Genomic DNA, 25,426 nt, shown 5'->3' on the forward strand with positions numbered 1-25,426 from the left:
CATGACCCTGCAACGACAGCTTGTCCTTGGCGGCGCGCTGATCTTCGGCCTCGCCCTGCTCGGCATTGCCGTCGGCCAGTGGCAGGCCGGCCGGGAATTCCTGCGCGAACAGATGGCCGCCCACACGCAGGAGACAGCAACGGCGCTCGCCCTGTCGCTGAGCAGCGCCCTGCGCGACAGCGATCCGGCACTCGTCAGAACGACCGTGCTTCCGGTTTTTGACCGTGGCTACTACCGGCGCATTCGCGTCAGCGACGTCGACGACCGAACCGTCGACGAAGAAATCGCCGACAGCAGCGACACCGCGCCACCGCCGCGCTGGTTTGCCGCCCTGGCCGGCCTCGAAGCGCCGCACGCCGAAGCCAAGGTGATCGCCGGCTGGCGGCAGGCCGGCCGCGTCGAGGTCGACGCTGACACGCAATTCGCCCTGCGCCAACTCTGGCACGGCACGACGCAGGCGCTCCTCTGGCTACTCACCATCTACCTGCTGGCCTTGCTGCTGCTGCGCCAGTGGCTGCGCCGGCTGCTGGCGCCGATGGCGGCGGTCGAGCGCATCGCCAGCGCGGCGGCAGCACGCCGCATTACGCCCATCGCGCTACAGACCCGCGTGCGCGAACTGGCGAATTTCATCGCCGGCTTCAATCGCCTCGTCGATCTCGTCAACAGCCGACTGCACGAGGAAGAACGACGCGCCGAGCATTTTCGGGATGCCGCCCTGACCGACCGCCTGACCGGGCTCCCCAATCGGCACGGACTGGAAGTACAGTTGGCCGGCAACCACGACGCCCTGTGGCTTGGCTTGATCGAAGCGGGCGGCGTCGAGGAGATCAACCGCCGTCTGGGATACGGCGCCGGCGACGACTTCATCCGGCGTGTCGGCGAGTGCATCCGGCAGACCTTCGCCGACGCGACGCTGGCGCGTCTGCATGCAGCGACCTTCGCCGTCGTCCTCGGCGAGAGCAGCGAAGAAAAGCTGCACCAGCTGAGCGCCGACGCGCTCGCCGCCATTGATGAAATCACCCGCAACGCGCTCGCCGAAACCACCCAGGCCGCTGACAGCACCGAAGCCACGGCAGCCATCGAAGTCATTGCAACCGGGGCAGGCAGCGACAGCGCCTCGCCCCGCCCAGCCAGCCCCGTGCCGCATGGCGCCGCCGGCTGGACGGCGCTCGACAGCCACGCCGCGCAGACCGCGCGGGAAAACGACGACGCAGCCAGCCCCGCGCCCAGCACGGCGCCGCCCGCCACATTGCTCGGCAGCGCACTGGCAGCGGCCGATCAGGCGCTGGCAGCGGCAAGCGCCAACGGCCGCAGCCACATCTGGATTCGGCATGAGGCGCCCGCCCCCCACGGCCTCGGCAACCGCGCCATGATCCGCTGGGTGGAACACGCGATCAGCGACGGCAACTTCACGCTGGCCGTACAGCCGGTGATCGGCGTCGGCGACCACGGCGCCGTGCTTCAGTCCGAGATTTTTTTGCGTCTGCACGGGCCGCACGGCGACCTGCTGGCGGCGCAGCGCTTCTTCCCGCTCGTCCTGCGCGAACGCGATGGCGAGTTTATCGACCGCGCCATGCTCGAACGGGTGCGCCGCGCCGTCGACGGCGGCCAACTGCCGCCCGGCCCCCTCGCCGTCAATCTGTCGCTCGCCAGCTTTCGCAGCGGCCGTCTGCCCGACTGGCTGCTACGCTGCCTTGAGCGCTGGCCCGCCACGCATCGCCTCGTATTCGAGCTGCGCGAAGGCGACGCCACCGCCGCGCTGGACGCCGCCGAACGCTTTGCCCACGCCCTACCGGCAGACTGCGCCGGCGTCGCCATCGATCACTTCGGGCTGCACGCAGGCGGCGTGGCGGCGATGCGCCGCCTCTTGCCGCAGTACGTCAAGCTCGACGCCACCCTCTCGCAGCGGCTTGACGCCGTCGAACGGCGCTTTCAGGTCGACGCGCTGGTGCGCTCGGCGCACAGCCTCGACATCCCGGTATGGGCGCAGGTCTTCGACAGCCCCGGCGCGCTCGACGTACTCGCCGAAATGGGCGTTGTCGGCGCCCAAGGCTACACGCTGGCCGGCGAACAGCTCCTGCCGCCGCCCGTCCCCGCCGATACGCCGAACGGCCCATAAAGCGCCTGCAAGACAACGGCAAGTCTGTCATTAACCCGCCCTATCGTGCGGGTATTCCCGGCGGTTGCCGATCCGCCGCTCGCGGCCCCGCGCCTTCCATTCGCTCTGCCAACAACGCCCCCGGCATTGGCGGGTGAGAAAGGCCGGTGAAGCGCCCTCGGTCACGGCAAGGAGTACGGCCAGGCGCGGGCGGAGTCAGCGATAAAGCCAGGCGCGCCGGGATTCCACCCACTTTTGCGGAGGCTTTATGGATAGGCGTGCATTTCTGAAGTCAGGCTCCATCGGTGTCGGCGGTCTGCTCCTGAGTGGCGGCAGCATGACTGCCCTGATCCGGGAGGCCATCGCGGCGGAATCGGGCGCGTCGACGCCCTGGTGCTTCGGCGTCATGGCCGACACGCAGTGGAGCAACAAGACGAGCGACCCCGCCAATCCTGCAAGCTGCGCCATCAACATCATCTCTGCGCTGAACCAGCGTTTCATTGAACACGGAGCCAAATTCGTCGTGCAGGTCGGCGATCTCGTCGATAGCGAATCCTGGGACTGCCCGCCGAGCTACACCAACGACCCGTTCGGCAACGCCGGCAAGAAAGCCATCCGCACCCTGCCCTACCGGGCCTGGGCGGCGCAGGCGCTGTACGACGCGGGCATCGGGTTTTTCCCCCTGCGCGGCAACCACGAAGCCAGTCAGAAGGCGGCCAGCGAAATCCCCGCCCTCTTTCCGCAGACGACCGGCGGCGGCAACAACGTCGGTATGCTCGACCGCATCGTCAATAGCGCGACCCCCGGTCTGCTCGGCCTGAGCTACGCCATCGATGTCGGCAATGTCCGACTCGTCCTGCTCGATCAGTTCACGCGCCGCGACGGCACCGGCGGCAACGCCAATACCAACATCGTCGACCAACTCGCCTGGATCGATCAGACGCTGGCGAATCGCAGCACCGACACGCACGCCTTCGTCCTCGCGCACAAGAACCTGATCGGTCAGAACCATACCGACTGTCTCTTCGGCGCCGATCCGGGCAGCAATCCGGCCAGCCGCAATGCCTTCATCGCCAGCCTGCAAGCCAACCGCGTCGGCTACGCGCTCGGCGGCCACGACCACATGCATCACCGCTCGCAGGTCGCCAGCCCCGATGGCACCGCACGGGCCGAGCAGATCATCTGCGCCTCGAACAGCTACAAGTTCTACATCCCGAAAACGCCGAAGAACGACACAGCCGGGCGCGAAAGCGTCATCGCCAGCGAACTCTTCACCATCGGCTACTACCTCTTCACCGTCGACGGGCCGAGCGTCACGGTCGAGTTCTACTCGTCGAGCCACGGCGCCGATTACGGCGACATCGATCTTCTCGCCTCGCCGAGCAGCTACCAGTTCTACCGCCGCGAGCGCTTCGGCTACAGCCTCAATGGCCGACAGTTCGCCATCGCCCCGAATCAGAGCTACACCAGCGTGCAAGACAGCTATCAGGGAACCGTGGCGAAGATCCTCGACGGCGGCAACGCTGACCGACCCGACGACGTCGATATCTATGGGCGCAAGGAAATCAAGACCGTCAAAACCGGCTGGAAAGCCATGCCCGCCGGCGCGGCCAGCGCCGTCCTCAAGCTCTCGGGTCTCGACAACAACCTCGACCTCTGGAACGCCGCGCTGAGCGGCCCCCTGCCCAACAGCGACGCCGATTACGTGACGGACACCTACGTCCTGTCGCTCTCGTACGACCCGACGCTCGTTCGCCCGACGCAGCTTGGCACCGGCTTTTGCCTCGCGGCGAAAAACGCTGACGGGCGCTGGGTCAATGCCGTCGATCTCAACGCAGGCGGCAGCAAGAAACTCGTCATTGGTCGCTGGCGCGCCGGCTACGCGCTGGGCACCTACGGCATCGATCCGAGTACCCACACCGTGTGGGCCGTACTCAACCGCGATGGCGAATACGTCGCCCGCATCGTTTAACCCTTCGTTGGAGACATTTTCGTGAAAAAGACCCTGATCGCCATCGGTATCGGCTTTCTCGTTCAAGGCTATGCCCTCGCCGCCCACGCCACCGTGCTCGATTTTGAAACGCTGGCGAACAACGACGACCTGATTCACGACCTGGGCGCGAGCTACATCGAGAAAGGCTACCGGCTGGAAAACCTCGGACACTTCCCTTTCTCGACCTACGGTAGCCAGAACCCCTTCTTCAGCGGTTCGACGGCGCTGATCAACGACAACGACGCCGGCATCACGCGCCTGAGTCTGGTCAGCCAGGGCGAATTCGCCCTGCGCTCGATCGACATGGTCACCCTGTATCCGGGGCTGACGCCGGACGGCGCCGACATCACCTTCACCGCCCTGCGCACCGACCACACGATCATCAGCCGCGTCATCCACATCGACGACCGCCTGCCCGGCAGCGGAGCACAGACCTTTACCTTCGGCAGCGACTTCGAGCATCTCGCTGCGGTGAGCTGGAGCAACATGGCCAGCTACCACCAGTTCGACAACATCAACGTCACCGCCGTACCGGAGCCCGAGAGCTACGCGATGCTGCTCGCCGGGCTTGGACTGCTGGGTGCACTGGCTCGCCGCCGTCCCCGCGCAGGCCTCGTCTGAAGCAGGAGGGCAACACGCCGACAAGGCTGCACGCGCGCATCCGTCGCGTGCAGCCAGCAATATTCCAGGTCAATAGGATGTTCGGACTACGCCCGGACTATAGGGTGACAAACGCATGCAATGTAGCATCGTCATCATTCGCGGCGGGTGACATGGAGCGCCGCGTGTCGTAGGTCTTCGACAGGCTGGACACGCCTCTACGATCCCCTGCAAAGACTCGTCCGCACTGCCTTTGAAGCGCTTTCCACCTGGCGCCGAAGAAGGTCGCTCCCCTTACTGAACTCGCCGCCCCGACCGCTGGGGCGCACCCGGTTACGTCCGTTGGCCGGCAATGCCGACGTCACGAAATTTTCCTGAAAGGAGAAGCTCGCCACGCAGCACTTGTCATCACGCGCCCGTTACGGGCAGCCGCTGCCGCCGTGCATTTCTCCCTCGCGCCCCTCAAGGACCGTCATGCCCATCCGCCACGCTTCACGTCCCGCCATCCTCACCCTCTCTGTCCTCGTCCTCGCCCTCGCCGCGTGTAACGACGACAAGAAAGCCGGCACGCAGGTCGCTGCCAAGGTTAACAAGGAAGAAATCTCCGTGCATCAGGTCAACGACGCGCTCGCCCGCGCCGGCAACCTGCCGCCGGAACAGGTCAAAGCGGCCAGCCGGCAAGTGCTCGACCACCTCATCGATCAGGAATTGCTGGTGCAGAAAGGCATCGACCAGAAGATCGACCGCGATCCGCAGGTCATGAAGGCAATCGAGGCGACGCGGCGCGAAATCATCGCCCGCGCCACCCTCGAAAGCACCACCGCGAATGCGCCCAAGGCAACAGCAGCCGAGGTCTCGGAGTTCTACACCAAGCGCCCCGAACTCTTCTCCGAACGGCGCATCTTCAATCTGCAAGAGCTCACCATCGCCGCGACGCCCAATCTGGTGCCGCGCCTGCAGGAGCAACTGGGCAAAGCGAAAAGCCTCGGCGATATTGCCGCCTGGCTGAAGAGCGAGAACATTCCCTTCGCCGCCGACAACACCACCAAGGCCGCAGAACAACTGCCGCTCGATCTCCTGCCCCGCTTTCACCAGATGAAGGACGGGCAGATCGCCGTCATTCCGGCGCGCGACGGCGTTCTCGTCACCCAGTTGCTCGCCTCGCGCTCGATGCCGCTGGACCTCAAGGCCGCGACGCCCTTCATCCAGCAATTCCTGAACAACCAGAAAAAAATCGATCTCTCGAACAACGAGATCAAGCAGTTGCGCCAGCAGGCCAAGATCGAGCTGGTTGGCGAATTCGCCACGCCGCTGGCCGCCGCAGCACCTACCGCCGCCAACGACGGCAAGCCCGTCACGCCGCCCACCGCGAACGCCGCCCCGACCGCAGGCGCCCCCGCCGCCACGCAAAGCGCCTCCACTGCCCCCACCGGCAGCACGCCGGACGGCTCGACCATCGCCGCAGGCAAGCCCACGGCTGCGTCGGCCTCTACCGCCCCTCCCACCTCCGCTCTCCCCAGCGCCACCGGCAAGACCAGCAGCAACGCCGCGGCGATGGAAAAGGGTATGGCAGGCCTCAAGTAGGCCCGCCAGCACCATCACGAGACAACCCCATGACACGCACCGCCACCATCATCGCTCCCACCGGACGCCCCGCCCCCGGCACCGAGAGTTTTCTCGACCGGCTGTCGATGTCGGAGATCCGGCGTTTCTTCGCGACGCTGGAAGCGGTCTCGCATATCCGTCTGCCGATCGAGCTACTCGCCTGGCTGCGCGGCGACGTGCAGTCCTTCCTCTCACACGAGGCGCTGATCATCGTCTGGGGAGACTTCTCGCGCGGGCTGATCCACTACGAAATCCTCTCGGCCAACGGCACCCATGTCGCGCGCCCGGACGAGCGCGCCGTTCTACCGCTGCTGCAAGGGCTCTTCGAACGCTGGATCGGCAATCGCCGCAAGCCCTTCCACATGACCATCACCTCCAGCCTTTTCGGCTGGCAGAGCTTGCGTAGCCTGCACCGGGCGTGCGCCGGCGACAGCGAGGCAGATAGCGCCCTCGTGCACGGCATCAAGGACGAACGCCGTCGCCACGATTGCCTTTATGTGCTGCTCGGCGGCCGCTCCCTGCAATCGCCGCAGGCACTCGAAGCGATCTCGCTGCTCCTGCCCTATCTCGACACTGCGCAACGCCAGGTGACGCACCTGGCCAGCGCCCAACTGCAGGGCGAAAAACCGCAGGCCGACGCCAGCAACGACGGCGGCCCCGCCACGCTCTCGCCGCGCGAGCTGGAAATCATGGAATGGGTGAGCAAGGGCAAGACGAACCCCGAGATAGGCATGATCCTCGACATCAGCATGTTTACGGTGAAAAACCACCTCAAGCGGATTTTCAAGAAACTCGACGTTCTCAACCGCGCACAGGCTGTCGCCAAGTACAAGGCGCTCATCCTCGCGATCTGATTTTTAATAGCAGCGCGACATACGCGCAACACATTAAAAATAACTGACATTCGTTTATTACTTTATGTTGTAGCGCAAAAGAGCTACTAACAACTTATCTAACCATTTCTTATGTTTTTACGAGTCTGATAAGGCCATTTCGCGGAACGCGAAAACTACCTAGGATCAAGGAGCATTGCCCCGTTTTTTTCTCCTTAATCCCTACTTTCAAGGAACCTGACCATGACTCACTCGCTCCGCAAGAAGGCAGTCGGCGTTGCCGTCATGCTTGGCCTCGCTGCGGCCTCGCTGGCCCCGCTTCAGGCCTCCGCCACGACCTACGACCTTGGCGTGAACCCCAGCTTTGCCGACACCGTCACCTACAAGGTGAAGGGCACGTTTGAGGACCTCTTCACGTTCACGCTGAATCCGGCCGCCGACCTGGCCGCACAGGGCGTGGCGCTCAACTTCACGAAGTTCTCGAACATCACTGGCGGAACGTTCCAGCTCTTCTCGGGCATTCCGGGATCCAAGCAGGCGACCAGCATCGGCACCTCAGTCTCGCTGAACAACATCGAGCACGACTACTTCAAGCTCAGCAGCGGCGACTACTTCTTCAACGTGCGCGGCAAGGTGGACGGCACGGGCGGTGGCTCCTACATCTTCTCGCTGGTTGCCACGCCGGTGCCCGAACCCGGCGAATGGGCGCTGCTGCTCTCCGGGCTTGGCCTGATCGGCACCATGATTCGCCGGCGCAGCCGGTCGCTGGGTGCCTGAGCATCACCACCGGACGTCCTGCCACCGGTAGTACTGGCACACACGACCTGCGAACGGCGACGCAAGTCGCCGTTTTCATTAAAAGCGCTTTATTTACCAACATTTATTTCCATTCGCATATCGACAGAGCAATGGTCTGGTAACAAAGAATTCGTACCATCTCCGGACCCCGCCGGAGCCCCATGAAGCATCAGAAATGGGGCGCTTACGCCACGATTTCCTTTCACCGCCCTGTTTTTGAATCGACGACGATGCCACGCTTACTCTCTGTACTGCTGTTTGCCCTGCTGACGCTGCTGGCGCCGCTGACGCGCGCGGCCGACCCAAGCGCCGACTACCGCCTTGGCGCGGGCGACGCGATTCGCGTGCAGGTCTTCCAGAATCCCGATCTGACCATCGAGGCGCGTGTCGCCGAAGGGGGCACGATCACTTATCCGCTGGTGGGCGCCGTCAAGCTCGGCGGACTGGCGATCTCCGAGGCCGAAAGCACCATTGCCGACGCCCTGCGCCTGGGCGGCTTCGTGCAGCAACCGCAGGTCAACATTGTCCTGCTGCAAGTGCGGGGCAATCAGGTCGCCGTGCTCGGCCAGGTCAACCGGCCCGGACGTTTCCCGCTCGAAACGACCAACACCCGCGTCAGCGACATGCTCGCTGCGGCGGGCGGCGCGACCGTCGGTGGTGACGACATCGCCATCCTGATCGGCCTGCGCGACGGCAAGCCCTACCGCAAGGTCATCGACGTTCCGTCGCTCTATCTCGACGAAAACTCGCAGGACGACATCACCGTTGCCGGCGGCGACAGCATCTACGTCCACCGCGCGCCCGTCTATTACATCTACGGCGAAGCGCAGCGCCCCGGTGCCTACCGCGTCGAGCGTGGCATGACCGTCATGCAGGCGCTGGCAATGGGCGGCGGCCCGACGATCCGCGGTAGCGAATGGTGGCTGCGGCTGCATCGCAAAAGCGCCGACGGCAGCATCGAAAAAATCTCGCCCAAGCTGACCGATCCGGTCCTGCCCAATGACGTGATCTACGTCCGCGAAAGTCTCTTTTAAGGAACGCCCGGCATGACACTGCAACAGTTCCTGCTCATCCTGCGCGCCCGCGCCCGCATCATCCTCTACACGCTGCTGGGGGTCGTTGCCCTGACGCTCATCGTCAGCCTGCTGCTCCCCAAGCAATACACCGCCAGCACCGCCGTCGTGCTCGACGTGAAATCGCCCGATCCGGTCGCCGGCATGGTGCTGCCGGGGCTCATGGCACCGGGCTACATGGCCACGCAGGTCGACATCGTCAACAGCGACCGCGTCGCCCAGCGCGTCGTCAAGCTGCTGCACATGGACGAAAACCCGAAGATCCGCGCGCAGTGGCAGGAAGCCACCGAAGGGCGTGGCGACCTCGTCTCCTGGCTCGGCGAACTGCTGCAGAAGAAGCTCAACGTCAAACCGTCGCGCGAGAGCAACGTCATCAACATCTCGTTCAGCGGCAGCGACCCGGCGTTTGCCGCCGCCGTCACCAACGCCTTCGCCCAGGCCTTCATCGATGTCAGCCTCGAACTCAAGGTCGAGCCGGCCCGCCAGTATTCGACATGGTTCGACGAGCAGACCAAGCTCCAGCGCAGCAAGCTTGAAGCGGCGCAGGCGGCGCTCTCCGCCTATCAGCAGAAGACCGGCATCGTCGCCACCGACGAGCGCCTCGACTACGAAACGGCCAAGCTCAACGAGCTTTCCAGCCAGCTCACCAACGTGCAGGCGCAGACCAGCGACAGCCACAGCAAGCAAAAGTCGGCGGGCGGCTCCGAAACGCTGACCGAAGTGATCCAGAACCCGCTCATCAACAACCTGAAATCGGACATCGCCCGCCTCGAAGCCAAGCAGCAGGAAAGCAGCATCAACCTCGGCAAGAACCACCCGCAGACGGTGCGCAACGCCTCCGAAATCGTCTCGCTGAAAGAGCGACTGGCCGTCGAAACGAGCAAGATTTCCGGCAGCCTCAGCACCTCGTATCAAGTCGGCAAACAGAAGGAAAAAGAGCTGCTCGAAGCCATCGACGCGCAAAAGGCGCGCCTCCTCGACATCAGCCAGCAACGCGACGCCATCAACGTCCTCAAGCGCGACGTCGAAACCGCGCAACGTGCCTTCGAGGCCGTCAGCCAGCGCGCCTCGCAGACGCGCCTCGAAAGCCAGTCGGTGCAGACCAATCTGGCGGTGCTCAACCCCGCCATCGAGCCGCCCGAAGCGTCGTCGCCGAAGCTTCTCCTCAACCTCATCCTGTCCGTCTTCATCGGCACCCTGCTCGGCGTCGGTGCCGCAATGGCGCTCGAACTCGGCAATCGCCGCATCCGCTCCGCCGCCGATCTGAGCGACGCCATCAAGCTGCCCCTCCTCGCCAGCATCGGCTCGACGCACGCGCCTCCGACGCTGCGCGAAACGCTGCTGTCTTTCTTTGCCTGGCGCAAACGGCCGCTGGCCCTCGCGCGCTGACCGGAGCCCGATCATGCAACTTCTGGAACCTTCCGTTTTTGCCAAGACGCCGGGCGGCAGCACCTCCATCGGCGCCCTGCTCATCGATGCCGGCCGGCTTTCCGCCGACAACGCCGAGCGCATCCTTCGCGTGCAGAAAGAACAGGGCAAACGCTTTGGCGACGCCGCCATCGAACTCGGACTACTCACCGAAGACGACATCCGCTTCGCCCTCTCCTACCAGTTCGACTATCCCTACCTGCCGGCCGGCGACAGCAGCCTGAGCACTGAACTGGTCGCCGCCTACGCCCCGCACAGCCCGACGGTCGAACAATTGCGCGCCCTGCGCAGCCAGCTGATGCTGCGCTGGTTCGACGTTGAAGCCAACAACCGCTGCCTCGCCATCGTCAGCCCCGGCAGCGGCGAAGGCCGAAGCTTCATCGCCGCCAATCTCGCCATCGTCTTCTCGCAACTCGGAGAACGCACGCTGCTGATCGACGCCGACCTGCGCCAGCCTCGCCAGCACGAGCTTTTCAAGCTCGGCAACAGCCAGGGGCTCTCCGGCCTGCTCGCCGGTCGCAATGGCGAAGAAGCGGTCGTCCGCCTGCCCAGCCTGCGCTCGCTGTCGGTGCTGCCGGCCGGTGCCGTGCCGCCGAATCCGCAAGAGCTGCTAGGTCGGCCGCAGTTTGCCGAAGTGCTCGCCTCACTCGCCCGCGACGTCGACGTCGTCATCCTCGACACGCCCGCCGCTGCGACGTGCGCCGAAGCGCAAGCCATCGCCGTACGCGCGGGCGCTGCCGTGCTGCTCGCCCGCAAGAACGTCAGCAGCGTCACGCAGCTCACGACGCTCACCCGTCACTTGCAGCAGGCCGGGGCGACGCTGGTGGGATCGGTGCTGAACGACCTCTGAGCCTCGCACGACTCCACACATCCCATGGCCATTGACGCCCCTTTCCTGACGCAACGCGACGACGCGCGCTGGCTGGTCTGGCTGCCCATCGTCGCCGGTCTGCTCGCGCTCTACCTGCCGACGCTGGTCGATCTGTTTCAGGGCATCTGGAGCAGCGACGAGCAAAAGCATGGCCCCATCGTCCTTGGCATCGCCTGCTGGCTCGCCTGGCGCAAGTGGCCGGCGATGTGGCAGGCGAGCGAACACAGCCGTGGTTCATTAGCTGGCTGGCCGCTTTTCCTGATTGGCCTCGCGCTTTACGCGGTGGGGCGATCGCAGGACATCCAACTGGTCGAAGTCGGTTCGGTCATCTGGCTGCTGGCTGCCATCCTGCTCCTCACCCGCGGGCCACAGGCATTGAAAGCGCAATGGTTTGCCCTCTTTTTCATGCTGTTCATGATTCCGCTACCTGGCGCCTTCGTCGACACCGTCACCATGCCGATGAAGATGGCCGTCTCCTACGCAGCAGAACAAGTGCTCTTCTGGCTTGGCTACCCCATCGCACGCAGCGGCGTCATTCTGCAGATCGGCCAGTACAAGTTGCTCGTCGCCGACGCCTGTGCCGGCTTGCACACGCTTTTTACCCTTGAAGCGCTCGGCTTGCTCTACCTCAACGTCGTCCGGCACGACTCGCTGTTCCGCAACGTCGCGCTGGCCTGTTGTATCGTGCCGATCTCCTTCACGGCGAACGTCATCCGCGTGATGGTCCTGACGCTCATCACCTATCACTTCGGCGATGAAGCGGGCCAAGGATTTCTGCATGGTTTCGCCGGCATGGTGCTGTTCCTCACCGCACTGCTGCTGATCATCGGCGTCGATTCCCTGCTACATGCCGCCACACGGCGTCATCGGCAAGCCGATAGCCCTTTGGCCCGGCGTTGATGCCATGAATGTCTGGCTGCGTAACCTCATCCTGCTCGTCCTGATGCTTGCCACCTCAGGCATTGCCGTCGCCCTGCGCCCTTCACAGAAAATCGCCGACCAAGGGCCGAAGGTCGATCTTGAAACGATGATTCCGCGAGCCTTCGACAACTGGCACGAAGACACGCAAGCCCCTGCCGTCATCGCGGATCCGCAGCAAAAAGAACTGCTCGAAAAGATCTACAACCAGACGCTCTCACGCACCTACGTCAACACGGATGGCTACCGGATCATGCTCGCCATCGCCTATGGCAGCGAGCAAAGCAGCACGATGAAAGTCCATAAGCCGGAGATCTGCTATCCGGCGCAGGGTTTCACGCTGGAACGTAAGAGCAGCGGAACCCTCGCCCTCGCCGGCGGCAGCATCCCCGCCACACGCATTCTCGCCACCCTCGGCCAGCGCAGCGAACCAGTGACGTATTGGACGACGATCGGCGATCACGTCGTACGCAGCCGCTTCAACCGCAAACTCGTCGAAATCGGTTACGGCCTCACCGGAAAGATACCGGACGGTCTGCTGGTTCGAATTTCGTCCATCGATCACGACACAGACAAAGCCTATGAGATCCAGAACGGATTCGCCGCGCAGATGCTGAACGCTCTCAGCCCTGCAAGCCAGCAACGACTCATCGGCTCACTGGAAAGCAATTAACCCATGAACAGCTCACACCCGACTGGCGATTTACTCTCTGGCCACGGCAAGGTTGCCCTGATTACCGGAATTACCGGGCAGGATGGCGCCTATCTCGCCGACTTTCTCCTGCAAAAAGGCTACATCGTTCATGGCATAAAGCGACGTGCCTCGCTATTCAATACCGACCGGATCGATCACCTTTACCAGGACCCGCATGTATCACACAGGAATTTCATCCTGCACTACGGCGATCTGACGGATTCCACCAATCTGATACGGATCATCCAGCAAGTCCAGCCAGACGAGCTATATAACCTCGCCGCCATGAGTCACGTCGCCGTCAGCTTCGACACGCCGGAATACACAGCCAACGCCGACGGCATTGGCACCCTGCGTCTGCTCGAAGCGATTCGCATCCTCGGACTGGAGAAAAAAACCCGTTTTTACCAGGCCTCGACCAGCGAGCTTTATGGTCTGGTTCAAGAAACGCCACAACGGGAGACGACACCGTTTTATCCACGCAGCCCCTATGCCGTCGCCAAGCTCTATGCGTACTGGATCACCGTAAATTACCGCGAGGCTTATGGCATCTACGCCTGCAACGGCATTCTCTTCAACCATGAATCACCGCTGCGTGGAGAAACCTTCGTCACGCGCAAGATTACCCGCGCCCTCGCCCGGATAAAACTCGGCCTGCAGGACTGCCTGTATCTGGGCAATCTCGATTCCCTGCGGGACTGGGGACATGCGCGCGACTACGTCGAAATGCAATGGCTGATGCTGCAACAAGCCCACGCAGACGATTTTGTGATCGCCACCGGCGTGCAGTACAGCGTTCGTCACCTCGTCGAGATCGCCGGAGCAGCACTTGGTTTGAAAATCTCCTGGCGGGGAAGTGGCGTCAACGAAACCGGTAGCACACCGGATGGAAAAACCATCATCCGCGTCGACCCACGCTATTTCCGCCCGACCGAAGTGGAAACACTACTCGGCGATCCACGGAAGGCACACGCCAAACTCGGCTGGGCGCCCAAAACAAGTTTTACCGAACTGGTCTCTGAAATGGTCACCGAAGACCTTAAAAGCGCCGAGCGTGACGAACTCGTCAAAAAGCACGGATACACAACGTTTGACTATAACGAGTAGGAATCATGCGGCTTCACTTTGGCGCTTTCAACTGCCCGCGTGAGGGCTGGATCAATACCGATGTCACCCCGCACGTACATATTTCGCGCATTCCAGGGCTCGCGCGCGTTATTCACGCGCTCGGCAAGATGAGCGACCAGCGTCTCGTCGAACATCAGCGGGGCGTCTTCCGGAAAGTCGAGTATCTCGACGTCACGAAGCCCTGGCGTTACGGCAGTGGCAGTTTTGACGCCATATTTTCCTCGCATGTATTCGAACACCTACCTCTGCATGGCGCCCGGAACTGCCTCAAGGAAAGTTACCGTTGTCTCAAGACAGGCGGTGTGATTCGCCTCTCCGTCCCCGATTTGGATGCATATATCTCACGTTATCTTCCAGAACATTCACTGGACTGGGCCATCGGTTTTTTTGAGGCAAACGAAACCTCAGAAAAAAACATGCATCACTTCATGTACAACTTCGACAGTTTGAGCGCACTTCTCCATTCGGTTGGATTTTCCTCTATTCAGAGACAGCACTATAAGCAAGGCCGATGCCCGGATGTAGAGAAAATGGATAACCGACCTGATTCACTATTTGTTGAAGCAATTAAATAAGCAGATGAAGAAGCACGAAAAAATCTATATCGCCGGACATCGCGGCCTCGTCGGCTCGGCGATTCTCCGTCGTCTGCTTACCGACGGGTTCAGCAATATCGTCGTTCGCACCCATGACGAGCTTGACCTCACCGATCAACAAGCGACAGAAAAATTCTTCGCTTCTGAAAAACCGGATGTCGTATTTCTCGCAGCCGCCAAGGTGGGGGGGATTCTCGCCAACCAGGAGTTTCCGGTGGAGTTTATCCGGGATAACATCAACATCCAGACGAATGTCATTGGCGCCGCCTATCAGCACGGCGTCCGCCGCCTTCTCTTTCTCGGCTCGAGTTGCATTTATCCCAAACTCGCCGCGCAACCAATTCGTGAAGAATCGTTGCTGACGGGACCGCTTGAACCCAGCAACCGCCCCTACGCCATCGCCAAGATCGCCGGTATCGAAATGTGCTGGAGCTATAACCGGCAATATGGCACACAGTACCTTTCGGTCATGCCGAGCAATCTGTATGGCCCCGGCGACAATTACCACCTGACACATAGTCACGTCATCCCGGCGCTGATTCGAAAATTCCACACCGCCAAGCAAACGGGGGCCGCCGAGGTGCTGGTGTGGGGCACGGGTCGCGCGCGCCGAGAATTCGTTTTCAGCGACGATATGGCAGATGCCTGCGTTTATCTGATGCGCCTTCCGTCTGAACGTTTCGCTGAGCTTCTTGGCCACACCACCCGCGAGAACGCTACCGAGATCGCACATCCTCCCATCGTCAACATCGGCGTCGGTTCGGACATGACGATCAGTGAACTGGCCGAGGCGATCCAGCACACGACGGGCTACCAGGGGCGTATCCGCTACGACGCGACCAAACCGGACGGTACGCCACAGAAACTGCTCGACACTTCGATCCTCAGTTCGCTCGGCTGGACGCCAAAAACCCCGCTGACCGACGGTCTGCGTGCGTCCTACGCGGATTTCCTGCAACAGCAGACGCGTTCATGACGCACGCCCTGGCCGCCCAGAAACTTGGAGCCGACGCGCACCACGCCGATCTCTCCGGCTGGTTCGCGGTACTGGCGGCGACCATCGGCGGCACGACACTCGGCTGGTACTTCAACGATCCGGGACTGTTTTTTGTACAGCTACCGATTTTCCTGATCGCACTGGGAGTCGGTTCCATCGCCTGGATCGGCGTCTTGCGTAATCGCTCGACGTGGCTACCGGTGTCCATGATCGGCTTTGTTTTTCTGGTCATGGATTTGACCCTCCGCTCCGGCTATGTGAGCGGCGGCAGCTTCGACATCCAGTCCGTACTCAAGGGAGTCGCCTGGGTATTCGTGCTGACGTATGGTCTGGCTAACGGCGCCAAAAAACTGCCGCAGGACGCCTTGCTCCTGCTCTTTTTCGCCTACACGCTGTATGCCTTCGCCAGCGCCTTCTACTCCAAGGCCATGCTGTTGGGCGTGGGCAGCGGCTGCGCGCTGCTCGCCCTGTCCACGTTCGCCGGCGTCATCGGCTCATGGGATCGAGCGACACTCACCCGCATGTGGGGGGGCATCTTTCTCGCCTGCGTCGTGATGGGGATGCTCTCCCTGACGCTCTATTTCGTCGCACCGCAAATGGCCATCGACATCGTCGCCGGGCCGAACCGCCTGCGCGGCGCGACCGGCTCTGGCAACAGCCTCGGCCCAATCATGAGCATCGGCATCCTGCTCGGCATCTACCACTGGTCCGACGCGACCAAGGCAAAACGATTCGTCCTCGCCATCACGCTCGTTCTCCTTGCTGCGGCGCTGCTCATGAGCCAAAGCCGCGCCTCGATCTTTGGCCTGATCGCGGGCATCCTCGTCGTCGCCGCGCTCGGCAATGTGCTGGTCTCCATCGTTGCGCTGCTGCTGGGGTCTGTGGCAATTTGGTCCTTGTATCAGCCGGGCGTCGTCGACAGTCTGCTCTCCGAGCTTGCCGCGCTGATCTCGCGCACGGGCCGGGTGACAGAGATCACGTCGTTCACTGGCCGTAGCGATATCTGGGCCGCCGTAACGCATAAATGGCTGGAGAGCCCCTGGATCGGTTTTGGTCTCGGCAGCCCACGCATCGTCATTCCTGAGGCTTACGCCGACCGCTGGGGCAACACTCACGAAAGCGCGCACAACTGGCTGCTGGAAAGCCTGATCAGCTTCGGCATCGTCGGCACCACGTTGCTGCTCCTGTTCCTCGTCGCACTGGGCTGGCGTCTGTGGCGACTCAAGAAACCCGACGCCTCATCAGCGAGCGGCGGTACGCCATCCACCGACTGGCCGATGGTGCTCTTCATGCGCCGCTGCTTCGTTTTCTGCCTCGTCAGCGGACTTATGGAGAAAGCCTTCGCGGGGATGCCCAGCCCGTCCTTGATCGCCCTCAGTTGTCTGGCAGGCAGCTGCACCGCCCTCGCGCACCGAAAGTCGCGCCCTGTGATCGCTGACGACTCTGTTCCATGGCGCGCGTCGACGAACACCAGCGTACGACGCCCCGGCGAGGCACACGGATGAAGCCACACAGGACGATCCGCCTCCTGCTGCTCACCCTCGCCCTGAGCCTTGTCAGCATGGCGCGCGCAGGCGAAGGGATACCCGACGCTTATTTCGGGATGCACATCCACAACGCCGATGCAGGAACGCGCTGGCCGAATATATCGTTTGGCGCGTGGCGACTCTGGGACGCCAACGTCACCTGGCGAGACCTCCAGCCGGAACGCGAGCGCTGGAATTTCACGCGTCTCGATCTCGATGTCGCCATGGCCACGCTGACCCACACGGAGCTACTGTTACCGCTGGCATTGACGCCGCAATGGGCGTCGAGTCGGCCCACCGAGCAATCGGCCTATGGTCCCGGCCATGCCGCCGAGCCGCTACAGATCGAGGACTGGCAACGCTACGTCGACACCGTCGCCCGACGCTACGCCGGAAGGATCGCTGCTTTCGAGATATGGAACGAGCCCAGCGATGCCGGTTTCTTCAGCGGCGACATCGATACCCTTATCCGCCTCAACTGCTCGGCCTACGAGATCATCAAGTCAGTATCACCCACCGCCATCGTCGTCTCGCCCTCTGCGAGCTACCAGCTAAAAGGTATCGACTGGCTGAGCAGCTACATAGCGCGCGGCGGGAAAGGCTGCTTCGATGTCATCGGCTTCCACTACTACACCCTCGCGCACGAAGCACCGGAAGCGATCATCCCATTGGTGCAAGCCACGCGCAGCATGCTTGCCAGCCACGGCCTCGGCAGCATGCCGATCTGGAATACCGAATCGGGGTGGTACATCCTCAATGCGCAGAAGCCCCTGACCGTCCCCTGGCACGCCCTTGACCAACGCACAGCGTCGGCCTACGTAGCGCGGGCACTGATACTCGGCTGGGCCAGCGGCTTGCGCCGTTTCTACTGGTACGCCTGGGATGACGGCAATCTCGGGCTCTTTGACACGCAAGCCAAAACGTCCAAACCCGCAGCGGCCGCCTACACGAAGGCTGCCGCCTGGATGCGAGGCGCCACGGACATTCGCTGCGGCACGCTGGTGCCAACCGGCATGCTCTGCGAAATTCGGCGCGATACCGGTAGCCACTGGGCGCTCTGGAGTACCGCTGCCAACTTCACCGTGCCGGTGCGCGCCACATGGCTCGGCGGAAGTCTCGAAACCCTTAGCGGAACGCGTAGTGACATCAAGGCCGGCAGCCGCATCGAACTCGGCCCTGAGCCAGTGCTCATCACGCCACGCGGGACCTGAAGGAAGAGATAGTGGGAACGTTCGCGCTATCTCCGCGCCTCTGGACGATGACCGGCAACCTGGCGACGCGAGGCGCCGGTTTCGTCACCTCGCTGATCATCTCGCGCCTGCTTGGCGTAAACGAACTGGGCGTCTATTCGGGCCTGATCAATACCGCGACCGCCGTTTCCAACCCCTTCGCCGTCGTCGTCACCAACAATTCCACGCTGCTTGCTTCACAGCATGCCAAGGCGGATACGCCGGCAGTCCTCCGCGCCAGCTTCCTCATTGCCGGTCTGTTGGCCTGCGTATCGTCAGCGTCACTCGCATTGATCTATCAGTTCGGCTTGTCAGACGCCAGCGCTTCACAGCCGCTGCTGATCGCTGCGGGCGTCGCCGTAGTCCTGAGCCAAGTCGTCGGCGGCGTCGCGTTGGGATTTCTCTACGGCCGTAACGAATTCGCTTGGCCGTCGAAGACAGCGATTTTCTTCGCACTGGTCACGCTCACGTTTTCGTACCTCGTCGTCCGCCAATACGCGCTGGCAGGTGCTTTCCTGCTCCTTATCATCCTCTCACTCGGCGCCCTCGTCACCCTGAGCACGCAGGCCATCCGCGCGCAAGGCACCGCGCCAGACGAGGACCACAGCACGCCAGCGCACATCGTCGCTACCCGCTACCTGCGCTCGGCCCCCAGTGTCCTGAGCATTGCCATCAACAGCGGCGTGAACTGGGTGTGCACCATCTATCTTGTCGATACCGCTTACGGCGCCGCCGGCATCGGTGTGGTTGCCGTTGCCGGACAGTGGATGAACCTGATCATGCTCCCGGCAACAAGCTGGGGAGGCGTCACGCTCAAATCGATCGCGGACGCCATTAACGATGTCCATCATGCCCGTCTGCGCGAAGTCACGTGGGCACTGATGCGCAAAAACCTCACGGCGACGTTGGCGCTCGCCGCCGGCATTGGCCTGACTTCCTCCTTCATCGCCCACGCCTACAACCTAGCCGACACCGACCTGGCGTGGGTGATCTGCCTCAATTGCCTCTGCGCCCTTGTCGCCGCCGCCAACAACGTCCTCGAGCGTCTGCTGCTGGCACTCGACCGCCAGAATGCCTGGCTTGCCTTTTCGCTCGTCGGCTTCTCAGTGCAGTTGGCCGTCACCTACTGCTTTATCGGCGAGGGAGTCTGGATGGTCGCCGTGGGCGTCTTCGCCGGCAGTACCGTCCTCATGCTGCTGGCCATTGCGAGCACGTTCATGTCGCCCGCACTGGCGAGCCGGGAGGCGCGATGATTTCGGTCGTCATCCCCCTCTACAACAAGCGATCGACCATTGGCGCCGCCATTGACTCCGTGCTCACGCAGAGCGTCGACAATTGGGAACTCATCGTCGTTGACGACGGTTCCACTGACGACGGAGGGGAGGTCGTCAGCCGCTATGCCGACCCACGCATTCGCTTCGTCAGCAAAGCGAATGGCGGAGTCTCGACGGCCCGTAACGAGGGCGTCGCACTGGCAGCGCACGACCTCGTAGCCTTCCTCGACGCTGATGATTCGTGGCACCCAGAACATCTCGCCTCGCTTCTCGAACTGCGGGGCCGATGCCCGGACGCTTGCCTCTTAGGCTGCGCCTATTTCATCACCAACGACGCCGGCCACACGCGAAAAATCTGCGTCAACGAGGCCGAGATCGATAGTGAAACCGCCGAGGTCGGCAACTATTTCCGCTTCGCGGCGGGGAAGGACCGCCCGCTTTTGACCTCTGCCGTAGCCGTCAGCAAATCCGCCTTGCTGGCGACAGGAGGCTTCCCCGTCGGCGTAGCGGCAGGAGAAGACATCATCACCTGGGCGCGTCTTGCCTACGCCGGCAAAGTCGCCTACTCCAAGCGCGCGACCGTGTATTACGTCTTGCCGGCGATTTCGCGCAAGCGTACCGCCCGCGACATCCGCCGCCCGCAACTGCCCGACCACGTTGGCGACGAACTACGCCGACTCGGCGCACAACGCCATTCGTTCGGACGCTCGCTCGACGCGTACCGCGGCGACTGGCACCGCATGCGGGCGATCCTCTTTCTAGAACTGGGAGATCGCGCGGGATTCGTTCGCGAACTCCTCATTGCCATTGCCACGAGCGGTATCGCCCTGCGCGATTTCGCCAACATGGTCTTATTGCCACTCCCCGAAACGCTGCGCGGAGAAGTGTTGTCGCTCTGGCGGCAGCGTCACGCCATGCGTTCCCTGGTCAGGCGCCCCCGCTCATGAATGCCGTCACCGAACACGAGGATGTAGCAACAACCTCCGTGCGCCGACGCGTGGCGCTGGTGACGAATCTGCTCGCTCCCTACCGCCTGCCCGTCTTCGAGCGTGTCGCCGCCGCCAACGGTATCGAGTTTTGCGTCTTCTTTTGCTGCGGCAAAGAGCCAGACCGAGCCTGGGAAGTCGAAGCGGGATCGTTCGCAAAAGTATTCCTGCGGGAAAAATTCATAACGTTTCGCGGGCGCTTCATTCATGCCAATCCTGATCTCTGGATAAAGCTGCGCGAATATCAGCCGCACATCGTCATCACTACCGGCTTCAACCCGACGCATATGCTGGCCTTTGCCTACGCTCGCCGCTTTGGCCTACCACATATCGCTATGACCGACGGCACACTGGCTTCCGAAGCCACGCTCAGTCCACTGCACCGTCAGGTGCGCCAGTTCGTATTCGCACGAACGCACGCATTCATCGGCGCCAGCGACGGCAGCCACGCTCTCTATCGCAGCTACGGCATCGCTGACGAACGCATTTTCAAGTCACACCTGTGCGCCAACAATCCCGCCTTTTTCGCGGGCACGCCGGCCCCTAAGCGCTTTGATTTCATCTTCTGCGGGCGCTTTGTCGCAGTGAAGAACCCGCTATTTGCCATCGATGTCGCACGCGGTGTCGCTCAACGACTCGGGCGTCAGGTATCGATCATCTTCGTCGGCTCGGGAGAGATGGAAGCGCAGATGCGCGTCGCCTGCGAAAAGGCCGCCAGCGAAGTCGCGGCCACCTTCACCGGCTTTGCACAGCAGGACGAACTGCCCGACTACTACGGCGCGGCGCGTGTTTTCCTCTTTCCCACCTTATGGGATCCGTGGGGAGTCGTCGCCAACGAAGCGTGCGCGGCCGGACTGCCGATCATTTCTTCGCCGGAGGCCGGGTCGGCGGGCGAAATCGTGCGTCATGGCGTCAATGGCTTCGTACTTACGCTCAACTACAAGGCGTGGGTCGACGCCGCCACGCGCCTCTTGTCAGAGGCCGATCTCTACGCTGCAATGTCCGCGCGTAGCCGTGAACTGGTCCAACCGTACACCTTCGATCACGCGGCAAAAGGCGTGGTGGACGCGATAGAGCACTGCCACTGGCGAGACACGCGCGATACGCCTTCCCTGCCTGCCAGCATCGTCGCCCAAGCGGAACCTCCGGCGACGATCCGCCGCGAATGCAATAAGCGGGTCGTCATCATCCAGCGACGGATGACGCATTACCGTATTCCCCTCTTTGAGTTGATGCGACGCTCATTGGCCGAAGCTGGGATCGACCTGATCGTCGTCTACGGCGACGCGACGGCAGAAGAGCAGAAAAAAAATGATGCCGGCACGTTGCACTGGGGAATCTATGTCCCCTGCCGCTACTGGCTCGGTGGACGCATCTGCTGGCAAAACGCACACGCGGAGACCCAAGCGGCCGATCTGGTCGTCGTGACGCAGGAAAATCGTCTCCTCTTCAACTACGTCATGGGGATGCTGCACCGCCCCAAAAAAATCGCCTTCTGGGGGCATGGACGCAATTTTCAGGCGAGAGACCGCAACTCGCTCAGTGAGCACTTCAAACGCCGCGTGGCACTCACCCCGGACTGGTGGTTTGCCTACACGCGCATGAGCGAAAGCGTGCTGATCGGAGACGTCGGCTTTCCCCGCAAGCGCATCACCGTCCTGAATAATTCCATCGACACCTGCGCTCTGCGTCGTCTGCTCAACGACATCACGGACGAGCAACTGCGCGAAACGCGTGCTGCTCTGGCGCTGGGCGATGGCCCGGTGGGACTCGCCATCTCGTCACTGCACGCCGACAAGAAAATCGACTTCCTCATCGCTGCGGCCCATCGTATACGCGAACGCGTCGCCGACTTTCAGTTGCTCATCGTCGGCGACGGCCCCCTGCGCGCAACGGTCGAGCACGCCGTGATCGAAGCGGATGGCTGGATTCACTGGCTCGGCGCACGTACCGGGCAAGACAAAGCGAGGCTGCTAAAGCTCGCGCGCATCGTGCTCAATCCGGGTATGGTCGGTCTGGGCATCCTCGACGCGTTTGTTTCCCAGCGCCCTTTGGTGACGACGGCCTACGAGTTTCACTCACCCGAAGTTGCCTATCTGGAGCATGGCGTTAACGGTCTGATGGTCGCCGACGACCCTGAAACCTACGCCGATGCCGTCGTTGCGCTGCTCGCTGACGAAAGCCTGTACCGACGTTTGCAACAAGGCTGCGCCCGCTCCATCGAGTCCATCTCACTGGAGACCATGGCCGCACGCTTTTGCGGCGGCATCATCCAGTGCCTTGGCCTACAGGACGCCGCCCAGACGGAGTTGCTGGCATGAGTCTGTCGCCGCACATCACGCAGCCGGATAACGACACCAACAAACTGCGCGTACTGCTCGTACATAACGCCTACCAGCAGCGCGGTGGCGAAGATGCCGTCGTCGACGCCGAACACGCACTCCTGCGAGAACACGGCCATGCAGTCGAACTCTTCCAACGCCACAACGACGAACTGCTGACGATGCCACGCTGGCAAGCCGCGCTCAACACGCTGTGGTCGTCGGAGTCAGCAGTGCTGATTACGCGAACGATTGAGCGCTTTCGGCCGGAGGTGGTGCACTTTCACAACACTTTCCCGCTGATTTCTCCCGCCGCCTACTGGGCTGTCCGCGCCGCCGGCCTGCCGGTGATCCAGACCCTGCACAATTTCCGTCTGCACTGCCCGCAAGCGATCTACCTGCGTGACGGCAAGGTTTGCGAGGAATGCAAGGGGCGCGTGCCCTGGCGCAGCGTCGTCCACGCCTGCTACCGCGGCTCACGCGCCCAATCGGCCGTCGCCAGCGGCATGCTGCTGCTGCATCGGGCACGCGGCAGTTACCGACACGCCGTCACCCGCTACATCGCACTCAACGACTTTTGTCGCGAGACACTGCTCGCCGGTGGACTGCCAGCCTCACGCGTACGCATCAAACCCAACTTCGTCGATTTCACCCCACCACCCGCCGATGCGCTGCGCAGCGGTTTTCTCTACGTCGGCCGCCTCTCCGAAGAAAAGGGAATCGCCGTGCTTTGCGCCGCATGGGCGGCGTCAAGAGGGCAGGAACTGCGCGTCGCTGGAGCCGGCCCCGACGCTGCCTTGATTGGGCAGCGAACGGATATCCGCGCCCTCGGCGCCCTCTCCGGCGCAGACGTCCGCCGCGAGATGGGCCGCGCCACCGCGCTCGTCTTGCCAAGCATTTGCTACGACAGTTTCCCGCGTACGCTCGTTGAAGCCTTCGCCTGCGGCCTGCCCGTCATCGCCAGTCGTCTCGGCCCACTGACGCAACTGATCGACGATGGTGTCACCGGTCTACTCTTCGAAGCAGGCAACGCCGATGAACTGGCACAAAAACTGGTCTGGGCCAGTGAGCATCCGCAGGCTCTGGCGGAAATGGGGCGACGCGCACGCGCCAGATACGAAGCGGAGTTCTCCGCTGAACGCAACTACGCGCAGTTGATGGCCATTTACCGCGAAGCCATCAGCGCCATTAACGAGGATGCCGACGCATGAGCACCCCGCAACGCCTTACTGCGCCGGTGATCGGCGCTCCCATCGACGCCCTCCACTGGTCCGACGCACTGCAACGCATCGCCACCTGGGCAAACGCCCGTGAGTCGCGCTACGTCTGCATCTGCAACGCCCATTCGGTCGTCACGGCCGGCCAGGACGCGCGCTTTGCGACGATCATCGCCAACGCCGACATGGCGACTCCCGACGGCGCCCCCGTCGCCTGGATGCTGCGCAAGCTCGGCTTCGCCGGACAGCAGCGCATCAACGGCCCCGACCTGATGTGGAAGTACTGCGCCGAAGCGGCGCAGCGCGAGGAGGCGATCTTTCTCTACGGCAGCAGCGCAACAACGCTGGCGATCCTGCAAACGCGCTTGCAAACGGCACACCCCGGCCTGCGGATCGCCGGCGCCATTTCGCCCCCCTTCCGGCCACTCTCCGCTGCGGAGGATGCCACCGACGTCGCGCGCATCAATGCCTCGGGCGCAGGCACCGTCTGGGTCAGCCTTGGCTGCCCAAAGCAGGAAGCCTGGATGGCGGCACATCGAGGGCAAATCCAGGCCGTCATGATCGGCGTCGGCGCCGCGTTCGACTACCACGCCGGCACCCTGCCGCGCGCCCCGCTGTGGATGCAGCAGCGCGGCCTTGAATGGCTGCACCGCCTGCTCTCCGAACCGCGTCGGCTCTGGAAACGCTATCTGCTGACCAACACCCTATTCATCCTCGGCGCCCTAAAACAACTGGTGAGCCATCATGCTGGACGCTAACACCTTCCTCCACGTCGTCTCGGCCACGCCGCTGGTGGCGATTGACCTCGTTCTCCTGCGTGCGCCGGGCGAAGTCCTTCTTGGTCTGCGCAACAACCGGCCGGCGCAAGGCTTCTGGTTCGTTCCCGGCGGCCGTATCCGCAAGAACGAAACGATACGCGCCGCCATGGCCCGCATTACCGCCGCCGAACTCGGCCTGCCGCTCGCCGACCTCCCCGGCGCGCCGCGACCCATCGGCCATTTCGAGCATTTCTACCCCGACAGCTTTGCGGGTTCGGCCGAGGAAATCGGGGTGTCGACGCACTACGTCGTGCTCGCCTACGCGCTCACCGTCCCCGCCGACTTTCAGGTGCCGCACGCCGACAGCCAGCACGCCGAACTGCGCTGGTGGTCATTGCACGAAGCACGCACCGCTGCCGCCGTCCACCCGCTCAGTCAAGCCTACCTCGCAGCGGAGCGACTCGCATGCGCGTGACGAGCGCC

Annotated in this window: 22 protein-coding genes; all 22 read left to right on the forward strand. The window is 62.8% G+C overall.

Annotated features, from left to right (window positions below):
- Position 1: 1 nt before the first annotated feature.
- The 22 genes from GHK24_RS04410 (at position 2) to GHK24_RS04515 (ending at position 25,418) form a co-directional block, all read left to right on the forward strand.
- Positions 2 to 2,119: an EAL domain-containing protein gene (locus GHK24_RS04410; RefSeq protein WP_153469597.1), complete on the forward strand. Its 2,118-nt coding sequence runs from the start codon at positions 2 to 4 to the stop codon at positions 2,117 to 2,119.
- A 247-nt stretch (positions 2,120 to 2,366) separates the two neighbouring features.
- Positions 2,367 to 4,070 (forward strand): metallophosphoesterase family protein, encoded by a 1,704-nt coding sequence (locus GHK24_RS04415; RefSeq protein WP_153469600.1) that lies wholly within the window; start codon positions 2,367 to 2,369, stop codon positions 4,068 to 4,070.
- A gap of 21 nt (positions 4,071 to 4,091) precedes the next feature.
- Positions 4,092 to 4,712 (forward strand): FxDxF family PEP-CTERM protein, encoded by a 621-nt coding sequence (locus tag GHK24_RS13575; RefSeq protein WP_340666100.1) that lies wholly within the window; start codon positions 4,092 to 4,094, stop codon positions 4,710 to 4,712.
- Positions 4,713 to 5,165: 453 nt separating this feature from the next.
- Entirely contained in the window at positions 5,166 to 6,275 is a 1,110-nt protein-coding gene (locus GHK24_RS04425) for an EpsD family peptidyl-prolyl cis-trans isomerase (protein WP_153469602.1), read from the forward strand.
- Between the two features lie 29 nt (positions 6,276 to 6,304).
- Positions 6,305 to 7,150, forward strand: a complete 846-nt coding sequence (gene epsA, locus GHK24_RS04430; protein WP_153469605.1) for an XrtB/PEP-CTERM-associated transcriptional regulator EpsA — start codon at positions 6,305 to 6,307, stop codon at positions 7,148 to 7,150.
- A 222-nt stretch (positions 7,151 to 7,372) separates the two neighbouring features.
- Positions 7,373 to 7,906 (forward strand): FxDxF family PEP-CTERM protein, encoded by a 534-nt coding sequence (locus tag GHK24_RS04435; RefSeq protein WP_153469608.1) that lies wholly within the window; start codon positions 7,373 to 7,375, stop codon positions 7,904 to 7,906.
- Positions 7,907 to 8,088: 182 nt separating this feature from the next.
- Complete coding sequence (gene epsE, locus GHK24_RS04440; RefSeq protein ID WP_209022581.1) at positions 8,089 to 8,961, forward strand: polysaccharide export protein EpsE; 873 nt, start codon at positions 8,089 to 8,091, stop codon at positions 8,959 to 8,961.
- Between the two features lie 12 nt (positions 8,962 to 8,973).
- Entirely contained in the window at positions 8,974 to 10,389 is a 1,416-nt protein-coding gene (gene epsF / locus GHK24_RS04445; RefSeq protein ID WP_153469611.1) for a chain length determinant protein EpsF, read from the forward strand.
- Between the two features lie 13 nt (positions 10,390 to 10,402).
- On the forward strand, positions 10,403 to 11,278 hold the full coding sequence (gene epsG / locus GHK24_RS04450; RefSeq protein ID WP_153469614.1) for a chain length determinant protein tyrosine kinase EpsG: 876 nt from the start codon (positions 10,403 to 10,405) through the stop codon (positions 11,276 to 11,278).
- 24 nt (positions 11,279 to 11,302) lie between these two features.
- On the forward strand, positions 11,303 to 12,199 hold the full coding sequence (gene xrtB, locus GHK24_RS04455; protein ID WP_153469617.1) for an exosortase B: 897 nt from the start codon (positions 11,303 to 11,305) through the stop codon (positions 12,197 to 12,199).
- A 4-nt stretch (positions 12,200 to 12,203) separates the two neighbouring features.
- On the forward strand, positions 12,204 to 12,890 hold the full coding sequence (gene epsI, locus GHK24_RS04460; protein WP_153469620.1) for an exosortase-associated protein EpsI, B-type: 687 nt from the start codon (positions 12,204 to 12,206) through the stop codon (positions 12,888 to 12,890).
- Between the two features lie 3 nt (positions 12,891 to 12,893).
- A complete protein-coding gene (gmd, locus tag GHK24_RS04465; protein ID WP_153469623.1) occupies positions 12,894 to 14,018 on the forward strand; it encodes a GDP-mannose 4,6-dehydratase in 1,125 nt (374 codons plus the stop codon).
- Positions 14,019 to 14,023: 5 nt separating this feature from the next.
- Positions 14,024 to 14,614 carry a class I SAM-dependent methyltransferase gene (locus tag GHK24_RS04470; RefSeq protein ID WP_153469626.1) on the forward strand — a complete coding sequence of 197 codons (591 nt, stop codon included), beginning with the start codon at positions 14,024 to 14,026 and terminating at the stop codon, positions 14,612 to 14,614.
- A gap of 4 nt (positions 14,615 to 14,618) precedes the next feature.
- Positions 14,619 to 15,611 (forward strand): GDP-L-fucose synthase family protein, encoded by a 993-nt coding sequence (locus GHK24_RS04475; RefSeq protein ID WP_153469629.1) that lies wholly within the window; start codon positions 14,619 to 14,621, stop codon positions 15,609 to 15,611.
- A complete protein-coding gene (locus GHK24_RS04480; RefSeq protein WP_153469632.1) occupies positions 15,608 to 17,137 on the forward strand; it encodes an O-antigen ligase family protein in 1,530 nt (509 codons plus the stop codon). Before GHK24_RS04475 ends, GHK24_RS04480 begins: the two co-directional genes overlap by 4 nt.
- A complete protein-coding gene (locus GHK24_RS04485; protein WP_167681225.1) occupies positions 17,134 to 18,369 on the forward strand; it encodes a GH39 family glycosyl hydrolase in 1,236 nt (411 codons plus the stop codon). The genes GHK24_RS04480 and GHK24_RS04485 overlap by 4 nt, the downstream gene beginning before the upstream one ends.
- Before the next feature lie 11 nt (positions 18,370 to 18,380).
- Positions 18,381 to 19,640: an MATE family efflux transporter gene (locus tag GHK24_RS04490; protein ID WP_153469638.1), complete on the forward strand. Its 1,260-nt coding sequence runs from the start codon at positions 18,381 to 18,383 to the stop codon at positions 19,638 to 19,640.
- On the forward strand, positions 19,637 to 20,608 hold the full coding sequence (locus tag GHK24_RS04495; protein ID WP_153469641.1) for a glycosyltransferase family 2 protein: 972 nt from the start codon (positions 19,637 to 19,639) through the stop codon (positions 20,606 to 20,608). The genes GHK24_RS04490 and GHK24_RS04495 overlap by 4 nt, the downstream gene beginning before the upstream one ends.
- Positions 20,605 to 22,968 carry a glycosyltransferase family 4 protein gene (locus GHK24_RS13495; RefSeq protein ID WP_194286375.1) on the forward strand — a complete coding sequence of 788 codons (2,364 nt, stop codon included), beginning with the start codon at positions 20,605 to 20,607 and terminating at the stop codon, positions 22,966 to 22,968. Before GHK24_RS04495 ends, GHK24_RS13495 begins: the two co-directional genes overlap by 4 nt.
- A complete protein-coding gene (locus GHK24_RS04505) occupies positions 22,965 to 24,179 on the forward strand; it encodes a glycosyltransferase family 4 protein (RefSeq protein WP_153469645.1) in 1,215 nt (404 codons plus the stop codon). Before GHK24_RS13495 ends, GHK24_RS04505 begins: the two co-directional genes overlap by 4 nt.
- Entirely contained in the window at positions 24,176 to 24,943 is a 768-nt protein-coding gene (locus GHK24_RS04510; protein ID WP_153469648.1) for a WecB/TagA/CpsF family glycosyltransferase, read from the forward strand. The genes GHK24_RS04505 and GHK24_RS04510 overlap by 4 nt, the downstream gene beginning before the upstream one ends.
- Complete coding sequence (locus GHK24_RS04515) at positions 24,930 to 25,418, forward strand: GDP-mannose mannosyl hydrolase (RefSeq protein ID WP_153469651.1); 489 nt, start codon at positions 24,930 to 24,932, stop codon at positions 25,416 to 25,418. The genes GHK24_RS04510 and GHK24_RS04515 overlap by 14 nt, the downstream gene beginning before the upstream one ends.
- The last annotated feature ends 8 nt before the right edge of the window (positions 25,419 to 25,426 follow it).

It is taken from the genome of Rhodocyclus gracilis, assembly GCF_009617575.1.
GTDB classification, from domain to species: domain Bacteria; phylum Pseudomonadota; class Gammaproteobacteria; order Burkholderiales; family Rhodocyclaceae; genus Rhodocyclus; species Rhodocyclus gracilis.